24 protein-coding genes are annotated in these 19,108 nt (G+C 64.8%); 9 read left to right on the top strand and 15 right to left on the bottom strand.

The features are described 5' to 3' along the window. Positions 1 to 50: 50 nt before the first annotated feature. Complete coding sequence (locus tag V6V88_RS09825; protein WP_223575142.1) at positions 51 to 764, bottom strand: metallophosphoesterase; 714 nt, start codon at positions 762 to 764, stop codon at positions 51 to 53. A 191-nt stretch (positions 765 to 955) separates the two neighbouring features. Between V6V88_RS09825 and V6V88_RS09820 the strand changes: the two genes are divergently transcribed. Together V6V88_RS09820 and V6V88_RS09815 are read left to right on the top strand one after the other, a co-directional pair. Next, positions 956 to 2,131: a PepSY-associated TM helix domain-containing protein gene (locus V6V88_RS09820; protein WP_223575140.1), complete on the top strand. Its 1,176-nt coding sequence runs from the start codon at positions 956 to 958 to the stop codon at positions 2,129 to 2,131. Then, a complete protein-coding gene (locus V6V88_RS09815) occupies positions 2,128 to 2,325 on the top strand; it encodes a hypothetical protein (protein ID WP_056315961.1) in 198 nt (65 codons plus the stop codon). Before V6V88_RS09820 ends, V6V88_RS09815 begins: the two co-directional genes overlap by 4 nt. An 83-nt stretch (positions 2,326 to 2,408) precedes the next feature. Here the strand turns inward: V6V88_RS09815 and V6V88_RS09810 are convergent, their stop codons facing one another. Next, the gene (locus tag V6V88_RS09810; protein ID WP_223575138.1) at positions 2,409 to 3,233 is read right to left on the bottom strand and encodes an aldo/keto reductase; all 825 of its coding nucleotides are present in this window, start codon (positions 3,231 to 3,233) and stop codon (positions 2,409 to 2,411) included. Between the two features lie 272 nt (positions 3,234 to 3,505). On the opposite strand from V6V88_RS09810, the gene V6V88_RS09805 reads away from it, so the two are divergent. Together V6V88_RS09805 and V6V88_RS09800 are read left to right on the top strand one after the other, a co-directional pair. Then, a complete protein-coding gene (locus V6V88_RS09805) occupies positions 3,506 to 5,311 on the top strand; it encodes an ABC transporter ATP-binding protein/permease (protein ID WP_062841864.1) in 1,806 nt (601 codons plus the stop codon). A 51-nt stretch (positions 5,312 to 5,362) separates the two neighbouring features. Further along, entirely contained in the window at positions 5,363 to 5,749 is a 387-nt protein-coding gene (locus tag V6V88_RS09800) for a Rieske 2Fe-2S domain-containing protein (RefSeq protein WP_062841865.1), read from the top strand. A 32-nt stretch (positions 5,750 to 5,781) separates the two neighbouring features. Here V6V88_RS09800 and V6V88_RS09795 read toward each other — a convergent pair whose 3' ends face one another. Then, on the bottom strand, positions 5,782 to 6,765 hold the full coding sequence (locus V6V88_RS09795) for a bile acid:sodium symporter family protein (protein ID WP_056315950.1): 984 nt from the start codon (positions 6,763 to 6,765) through the stop codon (positions 5,782 to 5,784). A gap of 111 nt (positions 6,766 to 6,876) precedes the next feature. Between V6V88_RS09795 and V6V88_RS09790 the strand changes: the two genes are divergently transcribed. Next, on the top strand, positions 6,877 to 7,719 hold the full coding sequence (locus V6V88_RS09790; protein ID WP_062841866.1) for a LysR substrate-binding domain-containing protein: 843 nt from the start codon (positions 6,877 to 6,879) through the stop codon (positions 7,717 to 7,719). Positions 7,720 to 7,735: 16 nt separating this feature from the next. On the opposite strand, the gene V6V88_RS09785 is transcribed toward V6V88_RS09790, so the two are convergent. From V6V88_RS09785 to V6V88_RS09775, 3 genes are all read right to left on the bottom strand, one after another. Further along, positions 7,736 to 8,044, bottom strand: coding sequence for a hypothetical protein (locus V6V88_RS09785; protein WP_179688784.1), 309 nt, complete (start codon positions 8,042 to 8,044; stop codon positions 7,736 to 7,738). A gap of 121 nt (positions 8,045 to 8,165) precedes the next feature. Beyond that, entirely contained in the window at positions 8,166 to 9,044 is an 879-nt protein-coding gene (locus V6V88_RS09780) for an N-formylglutamate amidohydrolase (RefSeq protein WP_223575136.1), read from the bottom strand. Positions 9,045 to 9,047: 3 nt separating this feature from the next. Then, positions 9,048 to 10,037 (bottom strand): tripartite tricarboxylate transporter substrate binding protein BugE, encoded by a 990-nt coding sequence (locus V6V88_RS09775; RefSeq protein ID WP_223575134.1) that lies wholly within the window; start codon positions 10,035 to 10,037, stop codon positions 9,048 to 9,050. Between the two features lie 105 nt (positions 10,038 to 10,142). Here V6V88_RS09775 and V6V88_RS09770 point away from each other — a divergent pair, with 105 nt between their 5' ends. After that, positions 10,143 to 11,078 carry a LysR substrate-binding domain-containing protein gene (locus tag V6V88_RS09770; RefSeq protein ID WP_223575132.1) on the top strand — a complete coding sequence of 312 codons (936 nt, stop codon included), beginning with the start codon at positions 10,143 to 10,145 and terminating at the stop codon, positions 11,076 to 11,078. A gap of 97 nt (positions 11,079 to 11,175) precedes the next feature. Here the strand turns inward: V6V88_RS09770 and V6V88_RS09765 are convergent, their stop codons facing one another. The 6 genes from V6V88_RS09765 to V6V88_RS09740 all read right to left on the bottom strand — a co-directional run bounded on the left by V6V88_RS09765 (position 11,176) and on the right by V6V88_RS09740 (position 15,300). Beyond that, a complete protein-coding gene (locus V6V88_RS09765; protein WP_006388022.1) occupies positions 11,176 to 11,391 on the bottom strand; it encodes a hypothetical protein in 216 nt (71 codons plus the stop codon). 100 nt (positions 11,392 to 11,491) lie between these two features. Next, the gene (locus V6V88_RS09760) at positions 11,492 to 12,598 is read right to left on the bottom strand and encodes an AGE family epimerase/isomerase (protein WP_223575130.1); all 1,107 of its coding nucleotides are present in this window, start codon (positions 12,596 to 12,598) and stop codon (positions 11,492 to 11,494) included. A 147-nt stretch (positions 12,599 to 12,745) separates the two neighbouring features. Next, the gene (locus tag V6V88_RS09755; protein WP_006218759.1) at positions 12,746 to 12,958 is read right to left on the bottom strand and encodes a hypothetical protein; all 213 of its coding nucleotides are present in this window, start codon (positions 12,956 to 12,958) and stop codon (positions 12,746 to 12,748) included. A 327-nt stretch (positions 12,959 to 13,285) separates the two neighbouring features. After that, a complete protein-coding gene (locus V6V88_RS09750) occupies positions 13,286 to 13,510 on the bottom strand; it encodes a hypothetical protein (RefSeq protein ID WP_056315937.1) in 225 nt (74 codons plus the stop codon). A gap of 71 nt (positions 13,511 to 13,581) precedes the next feature. Beyond that, positions 13,582 to 14,328, bottom strand: coding sequence for a sulfite exporter TauE/SafE family protein (locus tag V6V88_RS09745; RefSeq protein ID WP_056315934.1), 747 nt, complete (start codon positions 14,326 to 14,328; stop codon positions 13,582 to 13,584). Positions 14,329 to 14,391: 63 nt separating this feature from the next. Then, a complete protein-coding gene (locus tag V6V88_RS09740; protein WP_223575128.1) occupies positions 14,392 to 15,300 on the bottom strand; it encodes a DMT family transporter in 909 nt (302 codons plus the stop codon). A 160-nt stretch (positions 15,301 to 15,460) separates the two neighbouring features. Between V6V88_RS09740 and V6V88_RS09735 the strand changes: the two genes are divergently transcribed. Both V6V88_RS09735 and V6V88_RS09730 read left to right on the top strand, forming a co-directional pair. Then, positions 15,461 to 15,931 carry an Lrp/AsnC family transcriptional regulator gene (locus tag V6V88_RS09735; RefSeq protein ID WP_006226939.1) on the top strand — a complete coding sequence of 157 codons (471 nt, stop codon included), beginning with the start codon at positions 15,461 to 15,463 and terminating at the stop codon, positions 15,929 to 15,931. Positions 15,932 to 16,056: 125 nt separating this feature from the next. Then, entirely contained in the window at positions 16,057 to 16,290 is a 234-nt protein-coding gene (locus V6V88_RS09730; RefSeq protein WP_056315928.1) for a hypothetical protein, read from the top strand. Positions 16,291 to 16,389: 99 nt separating this feature from the next. On the opposite strand, the gene V6V88_RS09725 is transcribed toward V6V88_RS09730, so the two are convergent. Continuing rightward, positions 16,390 to 16,986 carry a YSC84-related protein gene (locus V6V88_RS09725; protein WP_062841872.1) on the bottom strand — a complete coding sequence of 199 codons (597 nt, stop codon included), beginning with the start codon at positions 16,984 to 16,986 and terminating at the stop codon, positions 16,390 to 16,392. Positions 16,987 to 17,086: 100 nt separating this feature from the next. Next, a complete protein-coding gene (locus tag V6V88_RS09720; RefSeq protein ID WP_230965016.1) occupies positions 17,087 to 17,266 on the bottom strand; it encodes a hypothetical protein in 180 nt (59 codons plus the stop codon). 331 nt (positions 17,267 to 17,597) lie between these two features. Between V6V88_RS09720 and V6V88_RS09715 the strand changes: the two genes are divergently transcribed. After that, positions 17,598 to 18,551: a succinylglutamate desuccinylase/aspartoacylase family protein gene (locus V6V88_RS09715; protein WP_056315919.1), complete on the top strand. Its 954-nt coding sequence runs from the start codon at positions 17,598 to 17,600 to the stop codon at positions 18,549 to 18,551. 104 nt (positions 18,552 to 18,655) lie between these two features. On the opposite strand, the gene V6V88_RS09710 is transcribed toward V6V88_RS09715, so the two are convergent. Further along, positions 18,656 to 19,090: a GNAT family acetyltransferase gene (locus tag V6V88_RS09710; RefSeq protein ID WP_062841874.1), complete on the bottom strand. Its 435-nt coding sequence runs from the start codon at positions 19,088 to 19,090 to the stop codon at positions 18,656 to 18,658. Positions 19,091 to 19,108 lie beyond the last annotated feature (18 nt).

The raw sequence follows: 19,108 nt of genomic DNA, 5'->3' as shown, positions 1-19,108 counted from the left end.
ACGCAAAACGGGCGCCTCGGCGCCCGTTTTTCTTTTGGGACCCGCCCCCGCTACTCGGCGGCCGCGGCCTCGGTCACGACCTCGCGCGGCCACGCCTGCAGGGATTCCAGGTTCAAAAAGGTGAAGTAGCCGCCGTTCCAGCCTTCGGTGTCGATGTGATACACATTGCCCAGCGCAAGCGGCGATGCCACCGGGGTATGCCCCGCCACCACCGCCCTGACGCCCAGGATGCCGGTGCGGTCCATCTGGCGCAGTCGGTCGCGCGACCACTGGCACGCCGCGCTGGTGCGTTTGTAGCGGTCCTGCAACGCGGACTCCAGCCTGGGCCAGAACAGCACCGGGCAATCGGCATGCAGCAGTCCGACCGCGCCCGACGACGTTTCAACCTCGATGGCAATGGGCAGCCGGGTGAAGGCCTCGGCAAACACCGCCTGCCGCTCGGCAGGCAAATCCAGAAACCAGCCACCCCCGTAACCGCGCCAGTTCTTCACGTCCACTTGCCCGGTGCGCACGTGGCGAATCGCGTAGTCCTCGTGATTGCCTTGCACCGCGTAAAACCACGGCTTTGCCAGCCAGTCCAGCGCGGCCTCGTTCTCGGGCCCGCGGTCGACCAGGTCGCCCACGGAAAAAAGCCGATCGAAGGCGGGGTCGAACCCCAGTTCATCCAGCGCCTGTTGCAGACGCGAAAAATGGCCGTGCACGTCGCCCACCGCAAAATCGCGGCCGGCTTCATTGCGCGGAACCTTGAGAAAACGCTGCTCCATGATGATTCGGGTATGCCGCAAGGAAAAATCTGACCCTTCTTTTTAACCCGCTTTGCTCTGTCCCCACGGCCAGCCCGGATGCCGAAAGGGTCAAATAGCGTTACGAGAATCGCTCTTGTTCGTGATAATGTTTCCTCCTTTCCCGTTCCGTTCTTGAGGGGGTAGCGCCTGGCCGCTCCCCCGCCGTCGCCATGACCGCCGCGTCCACCATCAAAACCTGGTATCTGGTCCATAAATGGACCAGCCTGGTCTGCACGATCTTTTTGCTGATCATCTGTCTCACCGGCCTGCCGCTCGTGTTCCATCACGAGATCGAGCACTGGCTGGACGATGCCAAGCCCCTATCGGAGGTGCCTGCCGGCACGCCGCCCGCCAACCTCGACAAACTTGTCGCGAGCGCCCGCGAGATGTACCCGAACGAGGTCGTCGACTACCTGTTCTTCGACCCCGACGAACCGCAGGTCTTCGTCGGCATGGCCAAGACGCCGGGCGACGGGCAGGCCTCGGGCCATGCCATCCGCATGGACGCGCGCACGGGCGATGTGCTGCTCGACGGCCCGCTCTACACCGAAGACAAGTTTTCGTTCATGGGCGTCATGCTGGCGCTGCATGTGGACCTTTTCGCGGGACTGGCGGGCGAGCTGTTCCTGGGCTTCATGGGTCTTTTGTTCTGCGTGGCCATCGTGTCGGGCGTCGTGCTGTACGGCCCCTTCATGAAGAAGCTGGAATTCGGCACCGTGCGCGCCACGCGCTCGACACGCCTGAAGTGGCTGGATCTGCACAACCTGCTGGGCATCGTCACGCTGGTCTGGGCGTTTGTGGTGGGCGTCACCGGCGTCGTCAACGAACTGTCCACGCCGCTCTTCCGGCTATGGCAGTCCACCGAACTGCCGCGCGTCCTGGAACCCTACAAGGGCCAGCCCATCCCCACGCAGCTGGCATCGGCGCAACTGGCGGCAGACACCGCGCGCAAGTCCATGCCCGGCAACGAGGTTTCGTTCATTTCATTCCCCGGCAACGCCTTCGGCAGCCCGCAACACTTCATCGCCTGGATGCGCGGCGACACGCCGCTGACGTCCAAGCTGAATACGCCCGTTCTGATCGACGGCCGGACCGGCGAACTGACGACGGTCGCGCGGATGCCGTGGTACCTGACCGCGCTGGAAGTCTCGCGGCCGCTGCATTTCGGCGATTACGGCGGCCTGCCGCTCAAGATCATCTGGGCGCTGCTCGACCTGGTCACCATCGTGGTGCTGGTGAGCGGCCTGTACCTGTGGCTGGCCCGCCGCCGCGCCACCGAGGCGCGCATCAACGACCTCATCAAGAAACACCAGGCAGCCGCCGCCCCGCAAAGGACGCCCGCATGAGCCAGTTCAAAGGCAAAGGCGGCCGCGGCTTCCTGTTCGTGTGGGGCATGCCGATCCTGCTGGGCGCCCTCAGCATCTTCGGCCTGCTGGCCGCCCTACTGGGCACCGGCGCGTGGCATTGGGCGTCATGGACTGCCCTCACCATTCTGCTCGTGGTGATCCTGCGCTACTGGGTTTTCCCGCTCGATCACTAGCCGGCCGCTTGCTGGCGCAATCGGGCGGTCCAGGACGGCCGCGCGGCCCCGCTCGCCGCGCCCGCCGTGCCTACGTCCGCTCGTTACGCGAACTTCTCGGGGTCCGGCCCCAGCCGCGGGCCTTCTTTGATGCCGTCGATGGCCGCCATCTCGGCCGGCGACAGTTCGAAGTCGAAGACGTCGATGTTTTCGCGGATCCGCGCCGGCGTGATGGACTTCGGAATCACGACCAGGTCATGCTGCAGATGCCAGCGCAGCGTTACCTGGGCTGGCGACTTGCCGTGCTTTTGCGCCAGATCCAGGATCACCTTTTCCTTCGTGATGTTGCCCTGCGCAAGCGGGCTCCAGGATTCGGTCACGATGCCATGGCGGGCATGGAAGGCCCGCAGCGCAGTCTGCGTGAATCCGGGGTGCAGCTCGATCTGGTTGACGGCGGGCGTGACGCCCGACGCGTCGATCAGGCGTTCCAGATTCGCTTGCGTGAAGTTCGACACGCCGATCGATCGCGCGCGGCCATCTTCCTTCATCTCGATCATGGCCCGCCAGGCGTCCAGGAACTTCTCGCTCCCGGCCACCGGCCAGTGAATCAGGTACAGGTCCACGTACGCCAGGCCCAGCTTCTCCAGGCTTTCGTCCATCGCCTTGTGCGCGTCGTCGTAGCCGTGCCTGTCGTTCCACAGCTTGGTCGTGATGAACAGGTCCTTGCGCGCCACGCCGGCCGACCGCAAGCCCGCACCCACGCCCGCCTCGTTGCCATAGATGGCTGCCGTATCCACCGACCGGTAACCTGCCGCCAGCGCTTCCTTCACGCTGGAGGCCGCCTGATCGTCAGGCACCTGCCACACGCCCAGGCCCAACTGCGGAATCTTGCCTCCGTCGTTCAATTTCACTGCGGGTACCTTCGCCATAAGACCCTCCATAGCTTGCAACGTCACCGCGGCGCGGCGAAAACGCGCCCGGTCGCGTAACCAGGGGAGCAGCCGGCCGGCCCCCCGGTTGGAAGAGAAAGAAACGGGCCCGACGCGCTGCGCCCGTGTCGCGATACCGCCTTGCAGCCCCTGGTCAAGGTGCACCCGTGCCCAGGGGTTATGCCTCAAATAGTACCGCTGGTGCCCCATAATGCCCTGCAAACGGCTTAACTCCCCTGGTGGAGCCCGCCTCAACCACGGCATCCCGACCCATGAATCCTCCTGAAACGCGGCCCGGCAAGGGCGGCGGTCTTGCCACGCTTCGCACCCTCTTTCCCTACCTGTGGCCGCCCGGCAAGACCGGCCTGAAGCTACGCGTGGTGGCGGCACTGCTGTGCCTGTTCGCCGCCAAGGCCGCGACCGTCTACGTGCCCCTGCTGTACAAGCAGGCGGTGGACGAGCTGGGCAAGGGCGCGCCCGGCACGGTGACCGTGCCGCTCGGGCTGATCCTGGCCTACGGCACCGCGCGCGTCCTGTCGCTGCTGTTCTCCGAACTGCGCGATGCGATCTTCGCGCGGGTCGGCCAGCATGCGATCCGTTCCGTCGGCCTGCAGATCTTCCGTCACCTGCACAGCCTGGCGCTGCGCTTTCACCTGGCGCGCCAGACCGGCGGGCTGAACCGCGCCATCGAACGCGGCACCAAGGGCATCCAGACGCTGCTGTCGTTCCTGCTGTTCAACATCCTGCCCACGTTCTTCGAAATCAGCCTCGTCTGCGTTGTGCTGTGGAAGATGTTCGACGGCTGGCTGGCGCTGGCCACGGGCGCCACGGTCGTCCTCTACATGGCCTACACCCTGGCTGTGACCGAATGGCGCACCAAGTTCCGGCGCCAGATGAACGAAACCGACTCCGAGGCCAACACCAAGGCCATCGAAAGCCTGCTGAACTACGAGACGGTCAAGTATTTCGGCAACGAAGAACACGAGGCCCGGCGCTACGACGCTTCGCTCACCCGCTACGAACGCGCTGCCGTGCGCAGCCAGGTCAGCCTGTCGATCCTGAACGTGGGCCAGGCCGCCATCATCTCCGTGGGGCTGACGCTCGTGATGTGGATGGCGGCCAACGGCATCGCCGAGGGCCGCTATACGCTGGGCGACTTCGTGCTGGTCAACACCTATCTGTTGCAGCTCTACACGCCGCTCAGTTTCTTCGGGTTCATCTACCGCGAAATCAAGCAGGCGCTGATCGACATGGAGCGCATGTTCGAGCTGCTGGGCCAGGACCGCGAAGTGGCCGACCGCCCGGGCGCCACGCCGCTGCAGGTCTCGGGCGGCGCCGTCGAATTCCGCGACGTGCATTTCGGCTATGACCCGCGCCGCGCCATCCTGAAGGGCGTCAGCTTTTCCATTCCCGCTGGAAAAACGGTGGCCGTGGTCGGCACCTCGGGCGCCGGCAAGTCCACGATCGCGCGCCTGCTGTTCCGCTTCTATGACGCGGACAGCGGCGCCATCCTGATCGACGGCCAGGACGTGCGCGACGTCACGCAGGCCAGCGTGCGCGCGGCGATCGGCGTCGTGCCGCAGGACACCGTGCTGTTCAACGACACCATCCGCTACAACATCGGCTACGGGCGGCCCGGCGCCACGGAAGCGGAAATCGAGGCCGCCGCGCGCCTGGCGCACATCCACGACCTCATCCTGACCATGCCGGACGGCTACGACACCCTGGTGGGCGAGCGCGGCCTGAAGCTGTCAGGCGGCGAAAAGCAACGCGTCGCGATCGCCCGTACCATCCTCAAGAATCCGGCCATCTTCCTGTTCGACGAGGCCACCAGCGCCCTGGACACCCATACCGAACGCGAGATCCAGGCCAACCTGCGCGAGGTCAGCCAGGGCCGCAGTACGCTGATCATTGCGCACCGCCTGTCCACGGTGGCCGACGCGGACGAGATCATCGTGCTGGCAGACGGCCGCATCGTCGAGCGCGGCCGTCATCCGCAACTGCTCGCCCAGGGCGGCATCTACGCCGGCATGTGGACCCGCCAGCAGGAGAGCGCACGGTCCGCGCCCGCGGATTGACAAGCCGCGCCCCCTGTCAGAACATCGCACCCTTTGAGAGCCAGGCCTCCCATGCAGGATTCCCCCACCCTTCCCGAAGTGCTCGTCTGCGCCGCCGGCGACCTGGTCAACGGCGGTTTGGGCGTGAAGGTGCCCGTGACCGATGGCGCGGGCCGCACCACCGCCTTCTTCGTGCGCTACCAGGATCAGGTGCACGGCTACCTGAACCGCTGCGCCCACATCGGCGTGGAACTCGATTGGGAAGGCAGCTTCTTCACCCGCGCGGGCGACCTCATCATGTGCGCCCGCCACGGCGCCACCTACCAACCCGACACAGGCGTTTGCGTGGGCGGGCCCTGCAAGAACGGACGCCTGACCACGCTGGACGTCACCGAGCGCGACGGCAGCGTCTTCTGGCAGCCCGCCGGCAGGATCCAGCCGCTGGACGCAGCCGCCTGATCCCATCGCCAGGCGTCGCGCCGCGCGGGGCCTTACGCCCGGGCCGGCACCGCCGCCGCCGGTTCCTCGCGCTCGGCATAGCGCCGCGCCAGTACCGCGCAAACCATCAGCTGCATCTGATGAAAGATCATCAGCGGCAACACCACCACGCCCATCTGCGACGTTCCAAACAGCACCGTCGCAAGCGGAATGCCCGACGCCAGCGACTTCTTCGATCCGCAAAAGACCAGCGTGATCTCGTTCTCCTTGGTCATCCCCAGCTTGCGGCTGCCCCACGTCGTGATCACCAGCACCGATCCCAGCAGCAAGGCGTTCACAAGCACCATCGTGGCCAGGTCGATGGCCGGAAACGCGTGCCAGATGCCTTGCGCGACGGCTTCGCTGAACGCGGTGTAGACGGCCAGCAGAATCGAGCTGCGGTCGACCTTGGACAGCGTGCGGCTGTTGCGCAGCGCCCACGCCCCGATCCACGGCCGCAGCAGGCTGCCCACCGCGAACGGCAGCAACAGCTGCAACAGGATGCGGCCGGCGTCGGCCAGCCCGTGCCCGCCGCCCTGGCGATGCAGCAAAACGGCCACCAGCAGCGGCGTCAGCACAGTGCCCAACAGGTTGGAGGCCGTCGCCGCGCAGATCGCACCCGGCACGTTGCCCCGCGCCATCGAGGTAAAGGCAATCGAGGACTGCACGGTGGAAGACAGCGTGCAGACGAACAGCACGCCCAGCCACAGCGACGGCGTCAGCAGCCCGGGAAACAGGGCGCGCAGGCCAAGGCCCAGGGCAGGAAACAGCAGGAAGGTGCAGGCCAGGATCAGCCCGTGCAAGCGCACGTCCTTCACACCGGACACGATGGCGTCCGTGGACAGCCGCGCCCCATGCAGGAAGAACAGCAGCGAAATCGCCACGTTGCTGGCCACCATCATGAACGTCGCGCCCTTGCCCACCGCCGGGAAAAAGCTGGCGAACGCCACGGTGGCGATCAGGATGAGCGTGAATTGGTCGGGCAGAAAGCGGCGCATGGCAGGGACGTGTCGAAGAAAATGCGCCCACTATAGGCGCGCCCCTTGCCATCGTGAAGGCCACTGGGTACTTTAACTGTCATCGGCATTTCCTATGACCAGACCGCGCCCATGCTCAATCCCCTGTGGCTCAAGACCTTCGCGGCCGCCGCCGGCGCGCCAAGTTTCACCGAGGCCGCGCGCCGGCTGGGCCTGACCCAGCCCACCGTCAGCGAACACATCCGGCAACTCGAATCGGCCGTGAATCGCCGGCTGTTCCAGCGCGACACGCATTCGCTCGCCCTGACCAGCGATGGCCGCAGCCTGCTCGTGCATGCCGAAATCATCCTGGCCGCCCACGAAAAAGCCGAACGCCTGTTCGATGCGCCACGGCTGCGCGGCCGGATCCGGCTCGGCACCTCGGACGATCTGGCGATGGGTCCCCTGCCCGACGTCCTGGCGGCGTTCCGGCTTGCGCATCCCGAAGTGGAGCTGGACCTGACCATCGGCGTCACCAGCGAGCTCTACAAGCTGCTGGACGACAACCGCCTGGATGTGATGATCGGCAAGCGCCGGCGTGGCGACCGCCGCGGCCAGACGCTGCACAAAGAGGCGCTGCTGTGGCGCGCCAAGGAAGGCTTGCGGATCGTGTCAGACGAACCGCTTCCGCTGATCCTGCTGCGCGAGCCCAGCGTCACGCGCACGCTGACGCTGGACGCCCTGGCGCGCGCCGGACGCAGCTGGCAGATCGTCTGCACCAGCACCAGCTACGCAGGCTGCCAGGCGGCCGCGCGCGCGGGATTGGGCATCACCGTCCAACCCTCGCACCTGTCCACCGCCGGCCTGTCGGCGCCCGCGGGCGCGGCTAACCTGCCCGCGCTGCCGCCGGTGGAATTCATCGTGATCTCGGCCCCGGCGCCGGGCAAACCTACCCGCGCGCTGATCGACATCCTGATGCGCAGCACCCTGACCTGACCCGCCTGACGGCGGCCTACTCGGGCAACGGGTCCGGCACGCCGTCCGCATCCACGGACTTCACGCGGTCCAGCGCATTGCGCGCCGCCGACATGGCTTCGATCGTGCTGCGAAAGCGCCGCGAAAGGAATATCTCGAAGGCCTGGCTTTCCGGCTCGGGCGCAGCCGCTTCGGCGCCCGGCTCGGCGTCATCGGCAGGCGCAGGCGCTTCGGCGGCCTTCACGGGCAGGCGCCGCGTCTCCAGAAACGCGCGCGCGGGGATGCGCCCCTCGGGCTGGGTCGCGTAGGCGACCACTGAAAATCCATCGATGATCTTCTCGGACATTGCGGTTTCCTTGGGCGCGATCGAGCGGGCGCGCCGACACGTTCACAACGGCTTGCCCCAAGAAAACTTAAGCCGGGACCGGCGCGGCATTCCGCCCTGCGCGCCGGTTATTCAAACGACTCTATTTTGTCGACGTGACCGCTTGCGCGCGCACGCGCACATAGGCCGCCACCTGTTCCAGCACATGCGACAGATCCTCGCGCAACGCGTCAAAACCCGCGTTGCGTTCCCGCGTGGCTTCGTCCATGTAGAGCGGACGGCGGATCTCAACCTGCAGGCTGTGCCGGTTCAGCGCGGGCTGGCCTATCTGCGCGATGAGCTGCACGCCCTTGTACGGGTCGTTGCGCGCCACCGTGTAGCCCTTGTCGCGCAGCGCCGTCTCGATGAGCGCGATGAACTCCGGCTCGCACGTCGTGCCGTCCCGGTCGCCCAGCACAAAGTCGGCAAGCGGATGTTCGCTCTGGCGTCCCAGCCGCTCGTAGGCGTCGTTCGGCATCGAATGCAGATTCAGGTGCCATACCGCGCCGAAGCGCTCGTGGACGTGCCGGATCGCCGTGGCCAATGCCGCGTGATAAGGCTCGTAGTACGCCTGGATGCGATGCCGCACCTGCGCCAGCGTCAGCTTGCGGTCGTAGATCGGCGTGGCCTTGTCCATCCGGCGCCAGATCAGACCCTTGCCCAGGCGCGTCTTTTCGCCGGGGTCCAGCGGCTCGGGCCAGGGCTCGGCCAGCAGTTCCGGATCCAGATCCTGCAAGGTGCGGTTCGGGTCGATGTAGACGCGCGGAAAATTGGCCGCGACCAGCGTCGCGCCCAGCGCGGGCGCCGCCGACCACAACGCGTCCACGTGCGTGTCCTCGCCCTGGCGCAATTGCGCCAGCGTGGCCGAGGCGCCGAAGTCATCGGGATAGCGCTCGCCGCTATGCGGCGAATCACAGACCAGCGGCAACGCGGGCCCGGTGGGTTCATGCACGGAAACAGCGGGGAAGTCGGCGGTCGTCATCGTTCAATCAGCCTGGATATTGGCGGTCTTGGCCACTTTTGCGTAGCGGGCCAGGGCCTGGTCGATCTGCACCTGGAATTCTTGCGGCGTCGTGGGCATCAGCGTACCACCCACGTCTTCGGCCTTCTTGCGGAATTCCGGATCTTCCATCGCTGCGCGCACGGCCTTGTTCAGGCGCTCCACCACGGCCTGCGGCGTGCCCGCCGGCGCGACCAGCCCGAACCAGCCGCCGGTGCCCATGTCGGGATAGCCCAGCTCGATGTAGGTGGGCACGTCGGGCAGCAGCGGCGAGCGCTCGGCGCCCAGCACCGCCAGCGGGCGCAGCTTGCCGCCCAGCACCTGCGGCAGCGTCGACGACAGGTTGTCCGTGATCGCGTCCACCTGCCCGCCCATCACATCGTTCAACGCCGGCCCCGCCCCCCGGTACGGCACGTGCAGCAGCTTGATGCCCGACAGCATCATGAAATTCTCGATGTTCACGTGCCCCAGCGAACCGACGCCCGGCGACGCGAAGCTGTAGCGTTCGGGCGCGCCCTTGGCCAGCGCGACGAATTCGGCCATGTTCTTGGCCGGGACATTGGGGTTGATCGCAAAGATGCTGGGCACGGCCAGCACGTTCGCCACCGGCACGAAATCCTTGACCGGGTCGTAGTTCATCTTGCGGAACACCGCCGGATTCGACCCGTGCGTGCTCATGGTCGCCATGCCGATCGTGTAGCCGTCCGGCGTGGACCGGGCCACCTGTTCCATGCCCAGCGATCCGCCGGCGCCCGCCTTGTTCTCGACGACGATGGTCTGCTTCAGGTCGCGGCCCGCGTACTCGGCCACAAGCCGCGCCACGATGTCGGTCGACCCGCCCGCGGCAAACGGCACCACCAGCTTGATCGGACGCGCGGGATAGTCGGCGGCATGCGACATGCCGGCAAAGGACAACGTGGCAAGCATGCCGGCGAGCGCAAAGCGCGCGGACCGGCCAAAAAGACGGCGGGACATGAGGCGACTCCTGGGTTGTAGTGCTGAAGGCCGCCAGTGTCCAAACTTTACGATCCCCTTTCAAACGACTATATTGCACTCCTTCATTACCAAAGGTCATGCTAGATGCGTCTGCATTCGCCCTCGATGTCCGAGCTGCATGCCTTCGTGACCGCGGCCCGGCTGGGCAGCTTCACCCAGGCAGCAGAGGTGCTGTGCGTGACCCAGGGCGCCATCAGCCGCGCCATCTCGCGGCTGGAGGCGCACTTCGGCCAGCCGCTCATGCACCGCAATGCCCACGGCCTCACGCTGACCGAGACCGGCCGCAAGCTGTACGACGGTGCACAGGCGCCCCTGCATGCGATTGAAGCGCTCAGCACGGAATTGCGCGCTGACGACCGCCGGCTGCGCCTGACCCTATCCTCGGTGCCCACGCTGGCCAGCGCGTGGCTCGTGCCGCGTCTGCCGGACTTCCACCAGCGCCACCCGGACATCCAGCTCGGCTTCTCGGCCTACCGACGCAACGAAGACTTCTCCGGCGCCACGCCGGATGCGAGCATTCTGTCGGGCACGCCAGACCAGTGGCCGGGCTGGCACGCGGACTACGTCATCGGCCGCGAAATGGTCGTGATCTGCCACCCCGGGCGTCTGGCGGCACGCCAGGCAAAGGGCCTGTGGAGCACGCCGCAGGGCTTGTTGGGCGAGCCCCTGCTGTATCACACCAACGGCCGGGAAAACTGGGGCCAATGGTTCGCCGCAGCCGGCGTGCCTCGCGCCAGCGTCACGTTGTCGAACGGGTTCGATCAGGTATCGATCCTGATCCGTGCGGTCATGGCCGACATGGGCATCGCTGTGTTGCAACGCTGCCTGGTCCGAGACGAACTGCAGGCCGGCCGCGTCGCCGCCCCCTTCCCCGAACTGGCCATCCGTATCGACCGCGGCTACCACCTCTGCGCGCCCGCGCAGCGGCGCGACCACTACGCCCTGGCGTGTTTCCGCCAATGGCTGCTGGAAACCGCCAGCCGGGATCCTGACGTCATGGCGGCCGGCGCTCCCGCCTGAGACTCAAACGCCATCGTGCGGGAATGCCCGCGCATGCAACCAAAAGCAACGGGCCCCATAAAGGGGCCCGTGTCGTCCGAGTTGCCGGCGGATCCGGTCAGGGCGCGAGCTTGAAGCCCAGGTCCACGCCCCACTTGTCGGTCTCGCGCAGCCATTTCGCGCCGCAATTCAGGCAGCGGAAGTGGTCTTCGCGGCTTTCCTCCCGGCCCTTCTGCGTTGGGTTGGTAAATCCTTGATGTCCCAGGTGCGAATGCGGCGCAACACCGGCAAGGCCTGGATTAATGCGTTGGCAAGCCAAACACATAACGCTCATTGATGCTTCCCCACAAACAGTGTTAGCAAATTGTAAGGGATTTCACCAATGTCTTTCTATTAATTCGCCCCCAACTTGGGAATAAAAATTGTTAACGTGATTAGGATACAACGTTTTGTAACGCGGTCAGGCAGGTGGCCAAGTGATAAGGCGAGGTCGATGGCATGTCGGCCCGAGTCACATTGCCCTTCGCATCCAGGCATTCGTGCCAGCCGCCCGGATGCAGAAACCGCTCGCGAAAGCTTGCCAGTGCCGTTTGCAGCGCCGGCAGATCGCCCATCACGGCCAAGACCCTCAGGTATTCCGTCTGCGCCCAGATCCGGCGCGTGTCGTCCGCCACGGCCCCCGATTCATCCAGCGACGCGATCACGCCCGCGGCATCCACGCCATGGGCGCGCGACCATTGCACGGCACGCGGCAATGTTTCGGCGAGATCCAGGCCTTCGAACACCTGCGCCGATTCGTGCACGAGGGACAGCCATTCGAATTGATGGCCCGGCTCCAGCCGGTTGCCTGCGCTGCCCTGCAACGCCTCGGATACGCATTGCGTGGGCGCGTGGACGAAGAACTGGCTGACGCCTTGCGCAAGCTCGCGCAGGTGCTGCGCAAACCCAGCCGGTTCGGCAACCTGCGCCGCCGCCAGATAGGCTTCGGTCAGGTGCATCATGGGGTTTTGCGCCGGCGGCTTCAAAGGCTGGGAAAAGTCCGCGCTCAGCGCCGCGTGGTACAGCGAATCCGTGGTCTTGAAACGCGCCTCGATCGTGCGCGCCGTGGCCAGCATCAGCTTGCGCGCCTGCGCATTGCGGCTGCGCTGGAAATACGCCGACGCGGCCAACACGATGAACGCGTGCGTATACAGGTCCTGGGTATCGTCCAGCGGCCGAGCCTGCGCGTCGACGCTATAGCGCCAACCGCCATGCTCGTTCTGAAAAACACGTCGCAGGGATTCGAAGAGGCGATCAGCGTGCTGCGCGGCCGCCTGGCCAGGCGCCTGGGCAAAAACATAAAGCTGTCGCGCGCACGCCATGGCGCGATAACGCGTGACGGGCAGCGGTTCACCGCTGGCAGCGTCCAAGGATTCGTATGGCAGTCCGAGCGCGTCGTTGAAGCCGCGGTCCAACCACATGGGCAACACGACAGAATCAAAATGCGCCCGCAGCGCGCGGATATCATCCGCAAGAAAGGAATTGGTCTGTGCGGCAGTCATCTTGGAACGGCGCAAACCCGACGAGGGCCCCAGGTTTTGGAGCAGCAACGATAACCGAAATCGTCGTCGCCATCTCGTAGGAATCCGCCACGTGCTCATGCACACACAGACCGGTCGTGCCGATCAGCTCCGTCCAGGGTGCAAGCCCTATCGGAAGATATTTTCCTCTACCCAGTTTTGCGCGAAGATTTCCGCGCGATCACGAGCTTCGTCCAACGAAGCGCAGTTGCCCAAGTGGGAAAACGCGGCATCCACTTCGGTGCCGCCCTCAGCCGTAACCGTCAGCAATACGCCATATCCGCCGGTGTCCATGGCCGCTGTGGAAACGTCGATCAGTACTTCCTGGTCACGATGCTGCATGTGCTACCTCCCAGTCGGTTACCTAAACGCGCGAACCACGCGTGACGTGCAACAGGACAAAATTTCCCGCGCAAGACAATAGACCTTCAAACGTCACGCAAAGTTCATCTTACTGGCGAGACGCCGGGCCGGATACGACGGAAAGATGTCAATTCGCACATTCCGTCTCAGGATATGCCCGACGGCGCAGGGGTGGCGGCGCGGCGCACGAAATACTGCGAAAACATTCGCAACCATGCGGTAATTTCGTTGCCGCCTTGGGCACGCGAACGCTGGCATGGTGCGTAAGCCGGCGATTGCCGCAAATGTGCGACGACCGCAAATGGCCTAACGCAAATGGATGGCGCCCGGCTCTTCCATGCGCAGCGAGAGCCTGCCCTTGTCGGTGATGACCCAGCGGCCGTCTGCGCCGGCCTGAATGCAGCGCAGTGTCTCAAGCGCTTGTGCGACGTTTGCGGGCACGTCGGTCTGGACTGCGCCGGGCTCGTTGTTGTCGGCCACGACGCGCAGCCAATGTCCCAGTTCGCCCTTTTCGAAACGATGCAATGCCATGCGTGGTTCTCTCGTGAATTTGTCTACGATAGCATGGCCGTCAAGCCCGTCCGGCCCGCGTCAGCCAATGGTCAGCCAAGCAGACGCGGCACCGACGACGCCAGCAACGCAACGCCCGAAACCGTCAAAAGGCCCAGTACGACGCGGCGGAACGCCACGTCGCTGATGCCGACATACACGCGGGTGCCCAAGAGTGTCGGCACCAGCATTGCCGGCACGATCAGCGCAAAGAGGGGCAGCATGTCGCGCGTGACCACGCCGGTCAGCACATAACTGGCCATCGTCACCATCAGCATCGACAAGTTGAAGTTCTGGATCACCGCGCGCTGCACGTCGCGGTCAAAGCCGCGCAAGGTGCACCACAACGTCGGAATCACCCCGGTGAACCCGCCCAGCCCGCCCATGACTCCGCCAATCGCACCCGCGACGCCATCGGCAACCTTGCCGCCTACCGTGATGCGCGGGATGCGCGCGGCAAACAGCATGATTGGGCACCAGATCGCGAGCAGCCCGCCGATGAAGGCCTTGAACACCGTCGGATCAAGATGCGGCAGCACTTTCACGCCCAGCGGAATACCCAGCAATCCGCCGGCGACGAATGGCAGCAGATGCGCGGCGGCAAAGCCCCGGCGCACGGTAAAAGCCGCCAGCAACTGTCCGGTCAACGCGCCAAACACCGCCATCGCCGCAGCCAGCCGCGGGTCCACCGTCCAGGCCCAGAACGACATGGCCACCATGCCGAAACCAAAGCCGGACAAGCCTTGCACGAAGCCCGCGGCCATGGCGCCCACCACGACCACTACATATAACGAGTCCATATCCGCTGCGCGTTCCGCATGACGTGCCGGCACCATTTCCGGCGCACGCCATTCTAGAGCCTTCTATGAGGGTCGCAACGCGAACGGCCGCAGGCGCGCGGCCAGCGCCGAGGCCGCCACGCTGGCCGCGATCAGCGAAAGCCCAAGCGCCAGGTCCGCCGAGATGCGTTCGTGGAACACGACGGACGACACGATCAGCCCGATCACCGGCACGCACAGCATCGCAATGGACGTCGCGGCAGGCGGCAGCTTCTGCGTCATGCTCAGCACGACAATGAACGTCAGCGCAGTGGCAAGCGGTCCGGTGTAGAGGATCAGCGGCCAGGCTTGCGCATCGGCCAGAAAGGTCGGCGCGCCGTCACGCATCCAGGCCAGCGCGGCCAGCGGTATCGTGGCCAATGCGGTCTGCCAGGGAATCATGTCGGCGCCCAGCCGAACGTGGCGATTGGCGCGCAGCTGGATGATGTTGCAGGCCCATGCGAACGATGCGCCAAGCAGCATCACCAGACCGATGACAGTGTGCGCCTGCCACGGGCTGAACGCGGGCGCCACGATGACGCCGATGCCCGCGTAGCTCAGCGCCGTCGCCAGCCATTGGCCCATCGACAGGCGCTCTTTCAGGATCAGCGACGACAGCGGGATCACCCAGATGGACGTCGCATAGGCAATGACCGACGCGCGTCCAGGCGCCACGTACTGCAACGCCCACAGCGCGAGGGCGGTGAAGGCGCCCATCTGCAGCAAGGCCACACCCGCGACCAGCGGCCATTCCTGGCGTGTCGGCACACGCAGGCGACCCAGCAGGGCCAGCACCAGCACGCTGATGAGCGCGGCGGATCCGAACCGGCTGGCAGCCAGCCACAACGGGCTCATGTGGGCCAGCCCCATTTTCATCACGGGCCAATTCCCTCCCCAGATGGCGACCGCACCCGCAAGCGGGAGAAACCTGCGAAGACTGCCTTGCTGACTCATCACTACCCTGCTCTGCCGCTGAATATTCTGCATTCCGACCAAATGGCCGAAGAACGGAACAGTCTATAGGGTAAACCCCAGCATTTCTGACCGCATTCTGCGTCGTTTGCCGGCATACTCGGCACACATGCACCGTAAAACCGCCGTCTTGAGGTGACTTATGCCGGAAATCAACCTGGATGCCACCGACATCCGCATCCTGAACGAACTGCAGCGCGACGCCAGGCTCACCAATGTGGAACTTGCCGCCCGCGTGAATCTGTCCGCCTCGCCCTGCCTGGCGAGAGTGCGGCGGCTGGAAACCGAAGGACTCATCGACCGCCGCGTCACGCTATTGAACGCGCGCAAGCTTGGCCTGAAGGTGAACGTCTTCATTCAGATCTCGCTCGACAAGCAACGCAAGGCCGCGCTGGATGTGTTCGAACGCGAAATCGCGGTGCTGCCCGAAATCATGGAGTGCTACCTGATGTCGGGCGACGCCGACTACCTGATCCGCGCGCTCGTGCCCGACGTCGATGCGCTGGAACGGCTGATCGTCGAACACATCACGCGCATTCCCGGGGTGGCAAGCATCCGGTCCAGCTTTGCGTTGAAGCAGGTGCTCTACACCACCGCCGTGCCGCTGGCCTGACGCCGCATCTGGTATCCATCGAGCGCTTGCGGGATTGCGGCGGCAAGCCCACAATCAAATTGCATGGCGCCGTTTCGTTCATTCCGGCGCCAGCATCCCTCCCATCGCTTAGCAAGGAGCACACCATGCCCGAAACCGACTGGTTCCCCGGCAATACGCTACCCGATCGTCAGGGTTACTTCGAAGTGGAGTTCGCCTCCGGCGAAACTGAAATCACGCGCTACGGCATGCTGGGCTGGGAGCCCGAAGAAGAGCGCGGCCACATCCTTCGCTGGCGCGGTCTGGACCCCGCCATCGAGCAAGCCGAGATCGATCGCGAAACCGCCGTCCTCAAAAACAGCGATGACGTGATCGGCTGACCGGCCGGCAAAGGCCGCGGAGCAGGTCCGGCTTGCTCCGCAGCAAAACAAAACGCCGCGGCTCGATGCCGCGGCGTTTTGACTGGGGGGCTCGCGCGATCAGCGATCCAGCTTCGAGATCTTGGTGCCCGCGAGCGACACGCCAGCCATCAGACCGCCATTGTTCATGACGAAGCCCACGACCGGCTGCTGGGCCGTGTTGGTGTCGATGCGGCCATTGGCGCCGATATTGACCACCGCCACCGTGGCGTCCGCGCCAACGGTCCAGCCGCTGCTGTTGCGGAACTTGTTCAAGGCGTCATCCGTCATGAAGAGCAGGATCATCGCCTTCGATTGCGCGCCGGCCTGGAAGCCGATCGAGCCCGCCGTCGTGCTGTAGTAGCCGGCATTCGCGCCGTTCACGCGCAGCACGCCTTTGCCATGCTCGGCGCCGACAATGAAGCTGCCGCTCAACACGTCGGGGAACACCAGCACGCCCTTGGCGCGCGCAACCAGGTCCTTGGACTGGGGAGCGGCTTCATACAGCTTGGCGAGCGTGGCATTGGCCGCGCTGTTCATCGATTGCCGCTGCTCTGCCGTCGAAGCGGCCGGAGACTTGGAAGGCGTGGTCGTGGTACAGCCTGCAAACAGAACGCCGGCGGCGCCGATTGCAATCGCCATGCCGGTGCGGCGCAGAACGGGATAAGCGTCAAACATGGAACTCTCCTTTTGTTGTCATGCATGAACAACTGTACCGGGCATTCCACGTCCAACAAGACACATGAATGTGATAAACGAAACAAAACACTAGCAAGCGCTAGAGAATTCCGTATCGGGGCTCGCCGGTGAACTCGTCAACGGTCCGGATGCCCGAGAGCACCAGCTCGGCATGACGCCGCGCGGCGGCAGGATCGTTGAAGGTGACGAAACGAGGCAGCGACCACCGCTGCGTGGCGGCCTCGTTGCCCTGACGGCGGACCATGATTTCGATGGCCAAAACCCCGGTTTCCAAGTCCACCACTTCACACTGCACTTGAAAACCGTTGATATGACGCTCTGGCCACCCGCTCATGCTGCACCTCTGAATTCCGACTAACGGGCCGCAATATGCACCAAACAAAAAGGCTTGGAAAGCAGAGTTTTTAAGGGGTAAAACAGTACTAATTCGCCTAGTGCGAAGGCATCTTGAAGTTGAAAAAATCAGCGCTGAAAAATCGCATTTTTGCCCTCATCGCCGAATTGGCGAACCGGCGCATAATGTCAGGCCACTGCGCTGCGCGTAATTGATTGCCCCCCACCGGCTCACATTCAAACCTGCCATCGACCCCATGAACAAACCCGTCTTCGAACCTGATACCGCTCCGCTGGAAGTCTTGCCGCGAGACCTGTCCGCCTATCGCGAAGGCAACACCGGCATCCCCTACGTTCATCGCTTCGACTCCGGCAAGCCCGGACCGCATGTGCTCATCAACGCCATCACGCACGGCAACGAGATCTGTGGCATGGTGGCCGCCACCCATCTGCTGGACACCGGCGTGCGCCCGAAGATCGGCACCTTGACGGTCAGCTTTGCGCACGTCGAGGCCTACGAGGCTTTCGACATCGACAGACCTTACGACAACCGCCAGCTCGTGCACAACCTGAACCGCATCTGGTCGGCCGCCATGCTGGACGGTGCGGAAGACAGTCCGGAATTGCGCCGCGCCCGCGAGATGCGCCCTGTCCTGGACGCCGCCGACTTCGTGCTGGACATCCATTCCACGCGCGCCCCCGTGCAACCCTTCTGGGTCTACAACGAGATGGACCGCAACACCGCGCTGGCCGCTGCAGTCGGCTCGCCGCAGGTGCACCTGGTCATGCCGCAAGACAAGTTTCCGGGCACCGGGGTCATGGGCTACGGCCATCATGGCGATCCGCTGTCCGACAGCGGCGGTGCGCTCGTTGTCGAATGCGGCCAGCATTTTTCGCGTTCCGCGGCCGAACTCGCCACCGACGTCACCTTGCGCTTTCTCGCGCATCTGGGCCTCATCGACACGCCGGCCGGCACGCCGGCCCCGCCCACCCCGCAGCGCTATCGCCTGCTGGAGGTCCACATGGTGAAGTCCGAGGACTTCACCTTCACGCGTCCGGTGATTGGCTTTGAGACCTTCGACAAGGGCGAACTGATTGCCATGAATGGCACGGAAGAAATCCGCTCCCCGTGCGATGCCTGCACGATCTTCATGCCCACGCGCATGCCCATCGTGGGCCGCGAAGCCGTGTATCTGACGCAGGCGATCTGACGCCTGACATCGCGTGACCAAGCGACGCGGGCGCCGCACGCATGCGCCCGGCTCGCCGCGCATACCGGGCATCAAGCGCCTTGCGCCTGATGTCCGCCGAATCCTCAAAGATCCGGAATCAGGCGCTTGCCCATGCTGATCACCGCATCCTCCTGAAAGCCCAGGCTGTCGTAGAAGCGCTTCACCGCGACGTTCTCGGAACGGATCAGCAGATTGATCTTCGGGCACCCCATCTCAAGCAGCTTTCGCTCGACCGCCCGCATCAGCGCCGAGGCGAAGTGGCGCCGCCTATGCAGGGGCGAAACGGCCAGATAATTGATCCAGCCACGATGGCCGTCGTAGCCGCCCATCACCGTCGCGACAATGGCGCCATCCCATTCACCCACCAGAAAGAGATCGGACTGCACCGTCAACTTGCGCGCGATGTCCTTGCGCGGATCGTTCCACGGCCGTGTCAGACCGCAGGCTTGCCACAACGCGATCAGCGCGGTTTCGTCGGATGCCTGAAACGGCCGGATGGAGAGGTCTTGCTGAGACATGCTTCATTCCTTGTGATG

It is taken from the genome of Achromobacter sp. E1 (assembly GCF_037039475.1).
Taxonomy (GTDB): domain Bacteria; phylum Pseudomonadota; class Gammaproteobacteria; order Burkholderiales; family Burkholderiaceae_B; genus Achromobacter; species Achromobacter mucicolens.
This window is presented reverse-complemented; position numbering and strand designations above follow the sequence as displayed.

Coding starts and splice junctions, on each gene's coding strand:
- V6V88_RS09755 (WP_006218759.1), bottom strand. CDS start 12,958: ATGCAGCATCGTGACCAGGAAGTACTGATCGACGTTTCCACAGCGGCC.
- V6V88_RS09735 (WP_006226939.1), top strand. CDS start 15,461: ATGCCGGAAATCAACCTGGATGCCACCGACATCCGCATCCTGAACGAA.
- V6V88_RS09810 (WP_223575138.1), bottom strand. CDS start 3,233: ATGGCGAAGGTACCCGCAGTGAAATTGAACGACGGAGGCAAGATTCCG.
- V6V88_RS09785 (WP_179688784.1), bottom strand. CDS start 8,044: ATGTCCGAGAAGATCATCGATGGATTTTCAGTGGTCGCCTACGCGACC.
- V6V88_RS09765 (WP_006388022.1), bottom strand. CDS start 11,391: ATGAGCGTTATGTGTTTGGCTTGCCAACGCATTAATCCAGGCCTTGCC.
- V6V88_RS09730 (WP_056315928.1), top strand. CDS start 16,057: ATGCCCGAAACCGACTGGTTCCCCGGCAATACGCTACCCGATCGTCAG.
- V6V88_RS09750 (WP_056315937.1), bottom strand. CDS start 13,510: ATGGCATTGCATCGTTTCGAAAAGGGCGAACTGGGACATTGGCTGCGC.
- V6V88_RS09795 (WP_056315950.1), bottom strand. CDS start 6,765: ATGCGCCGCTTTCTGCCCGACCAATTCACGCTCATCCTGATCGCCACC.
- V6V88_RS09760 (WP_223575130.1), bottom strand. CDS start 12,598: ATGACTGCCGCACAGACCAATTCCTTTCTTGCGGATGATATCCGCGCG.
- V6V88_RS09805 (WP_062841864.1), top strand. CDS start 3,506: ATGAATCCTCCTGAAACGCGGCCCGGCAAGGGCGGCGGTCTTGCCACG.
- V6V88_RS09725 (WP_062841872.1), bottom strand. CDS start 16,986: ATGTTTGACGCTTATCCCGTTCTGCGCCGCACCGGCATGGCGATTGCA.
- V6V88_RS09770 (WP_223575132.1), top strand. CDS start 10,143: ATGCGTCTGCATTCGCCCTCGATGTCCGAGCTGCATGCCTTCGTGACC.
- V6V88_RS09775 (WP_223575134.1), bottom strand. CDS start 10,037: ATGTCCCGCCGTCTTTTTGGCCGGTCCGCGCGCTTTGCGCTCGCCGGC.
- V6V88_RS09820 (WP_223575140.1), top strand. CDS start 956: ATGACCGCCGCGTCCACCATCAAAACCTGGTATCTGGTCCATAAATGG.
- V6V88_RS09825 (WP_223575142.1), bottom strand. CDS start 764: ATGGAGCAGCGTTTTCTCAAGGTTCCGCGCAATGAAGCCGGCCGCGAT.
- V6V88_RS09800 (WP_062841865.1), top strand. CDS start 5,363: ATGCAGGATTCCCCCACCCTTCCCGAAGTGCTCGTCTGCGCCGCCGGC.
- V6V88_RS09710 (WP_062841874.1), bottom strand. CDS start 19,090: ATGTCTCAGCAAGACCTCTCCATCCGGCCGTTTCAGGCATCCGACGAA.
- V6V88_RS09790 (WP_062841866.1), top strand. CDS start 6,877: ATGCTCAATCCCCTGTGGCTCAAGACCTTCGCGGCCGCCGCCGGCGCG.
- V6V88_RS09745 (WP_056315934.1), bottom strand. CDS start 14,328: ATGGACTCGTTATATGTAGTGGTCGTGGTGGGCGCCATGGCCGCGGGC.
- V6V88_RS09715 (WP_056315919.1), top strand. CDS start 17,598: ATGAACAAACCCGTCTTCGAACCTGATACCGCTCCGCTGGAAGTCTTG.
- V6V88_RS09815 (WP_056315961.1), top strand. CDS start 2,128: ATGAGCCAGTTCAAAGGCAAAGGCGGCCGCGGCTTCCTGTTCGTGTGG.
- V6V88_RS09740 (WP_223575128.1), bottom strand. CDS start 15,300: ATGAGTCAGCAAGGCAGTCTTCGCAGGTTTCTCCCGCTTGCGGGTGCG.
- V6V88_RS09780 (WP_223575136.1), bottom strand. CDS start 9,044: ATGACGACCGCCGACTTCCCCGCTGTTTCCGTGCATGAACCCACCGGG.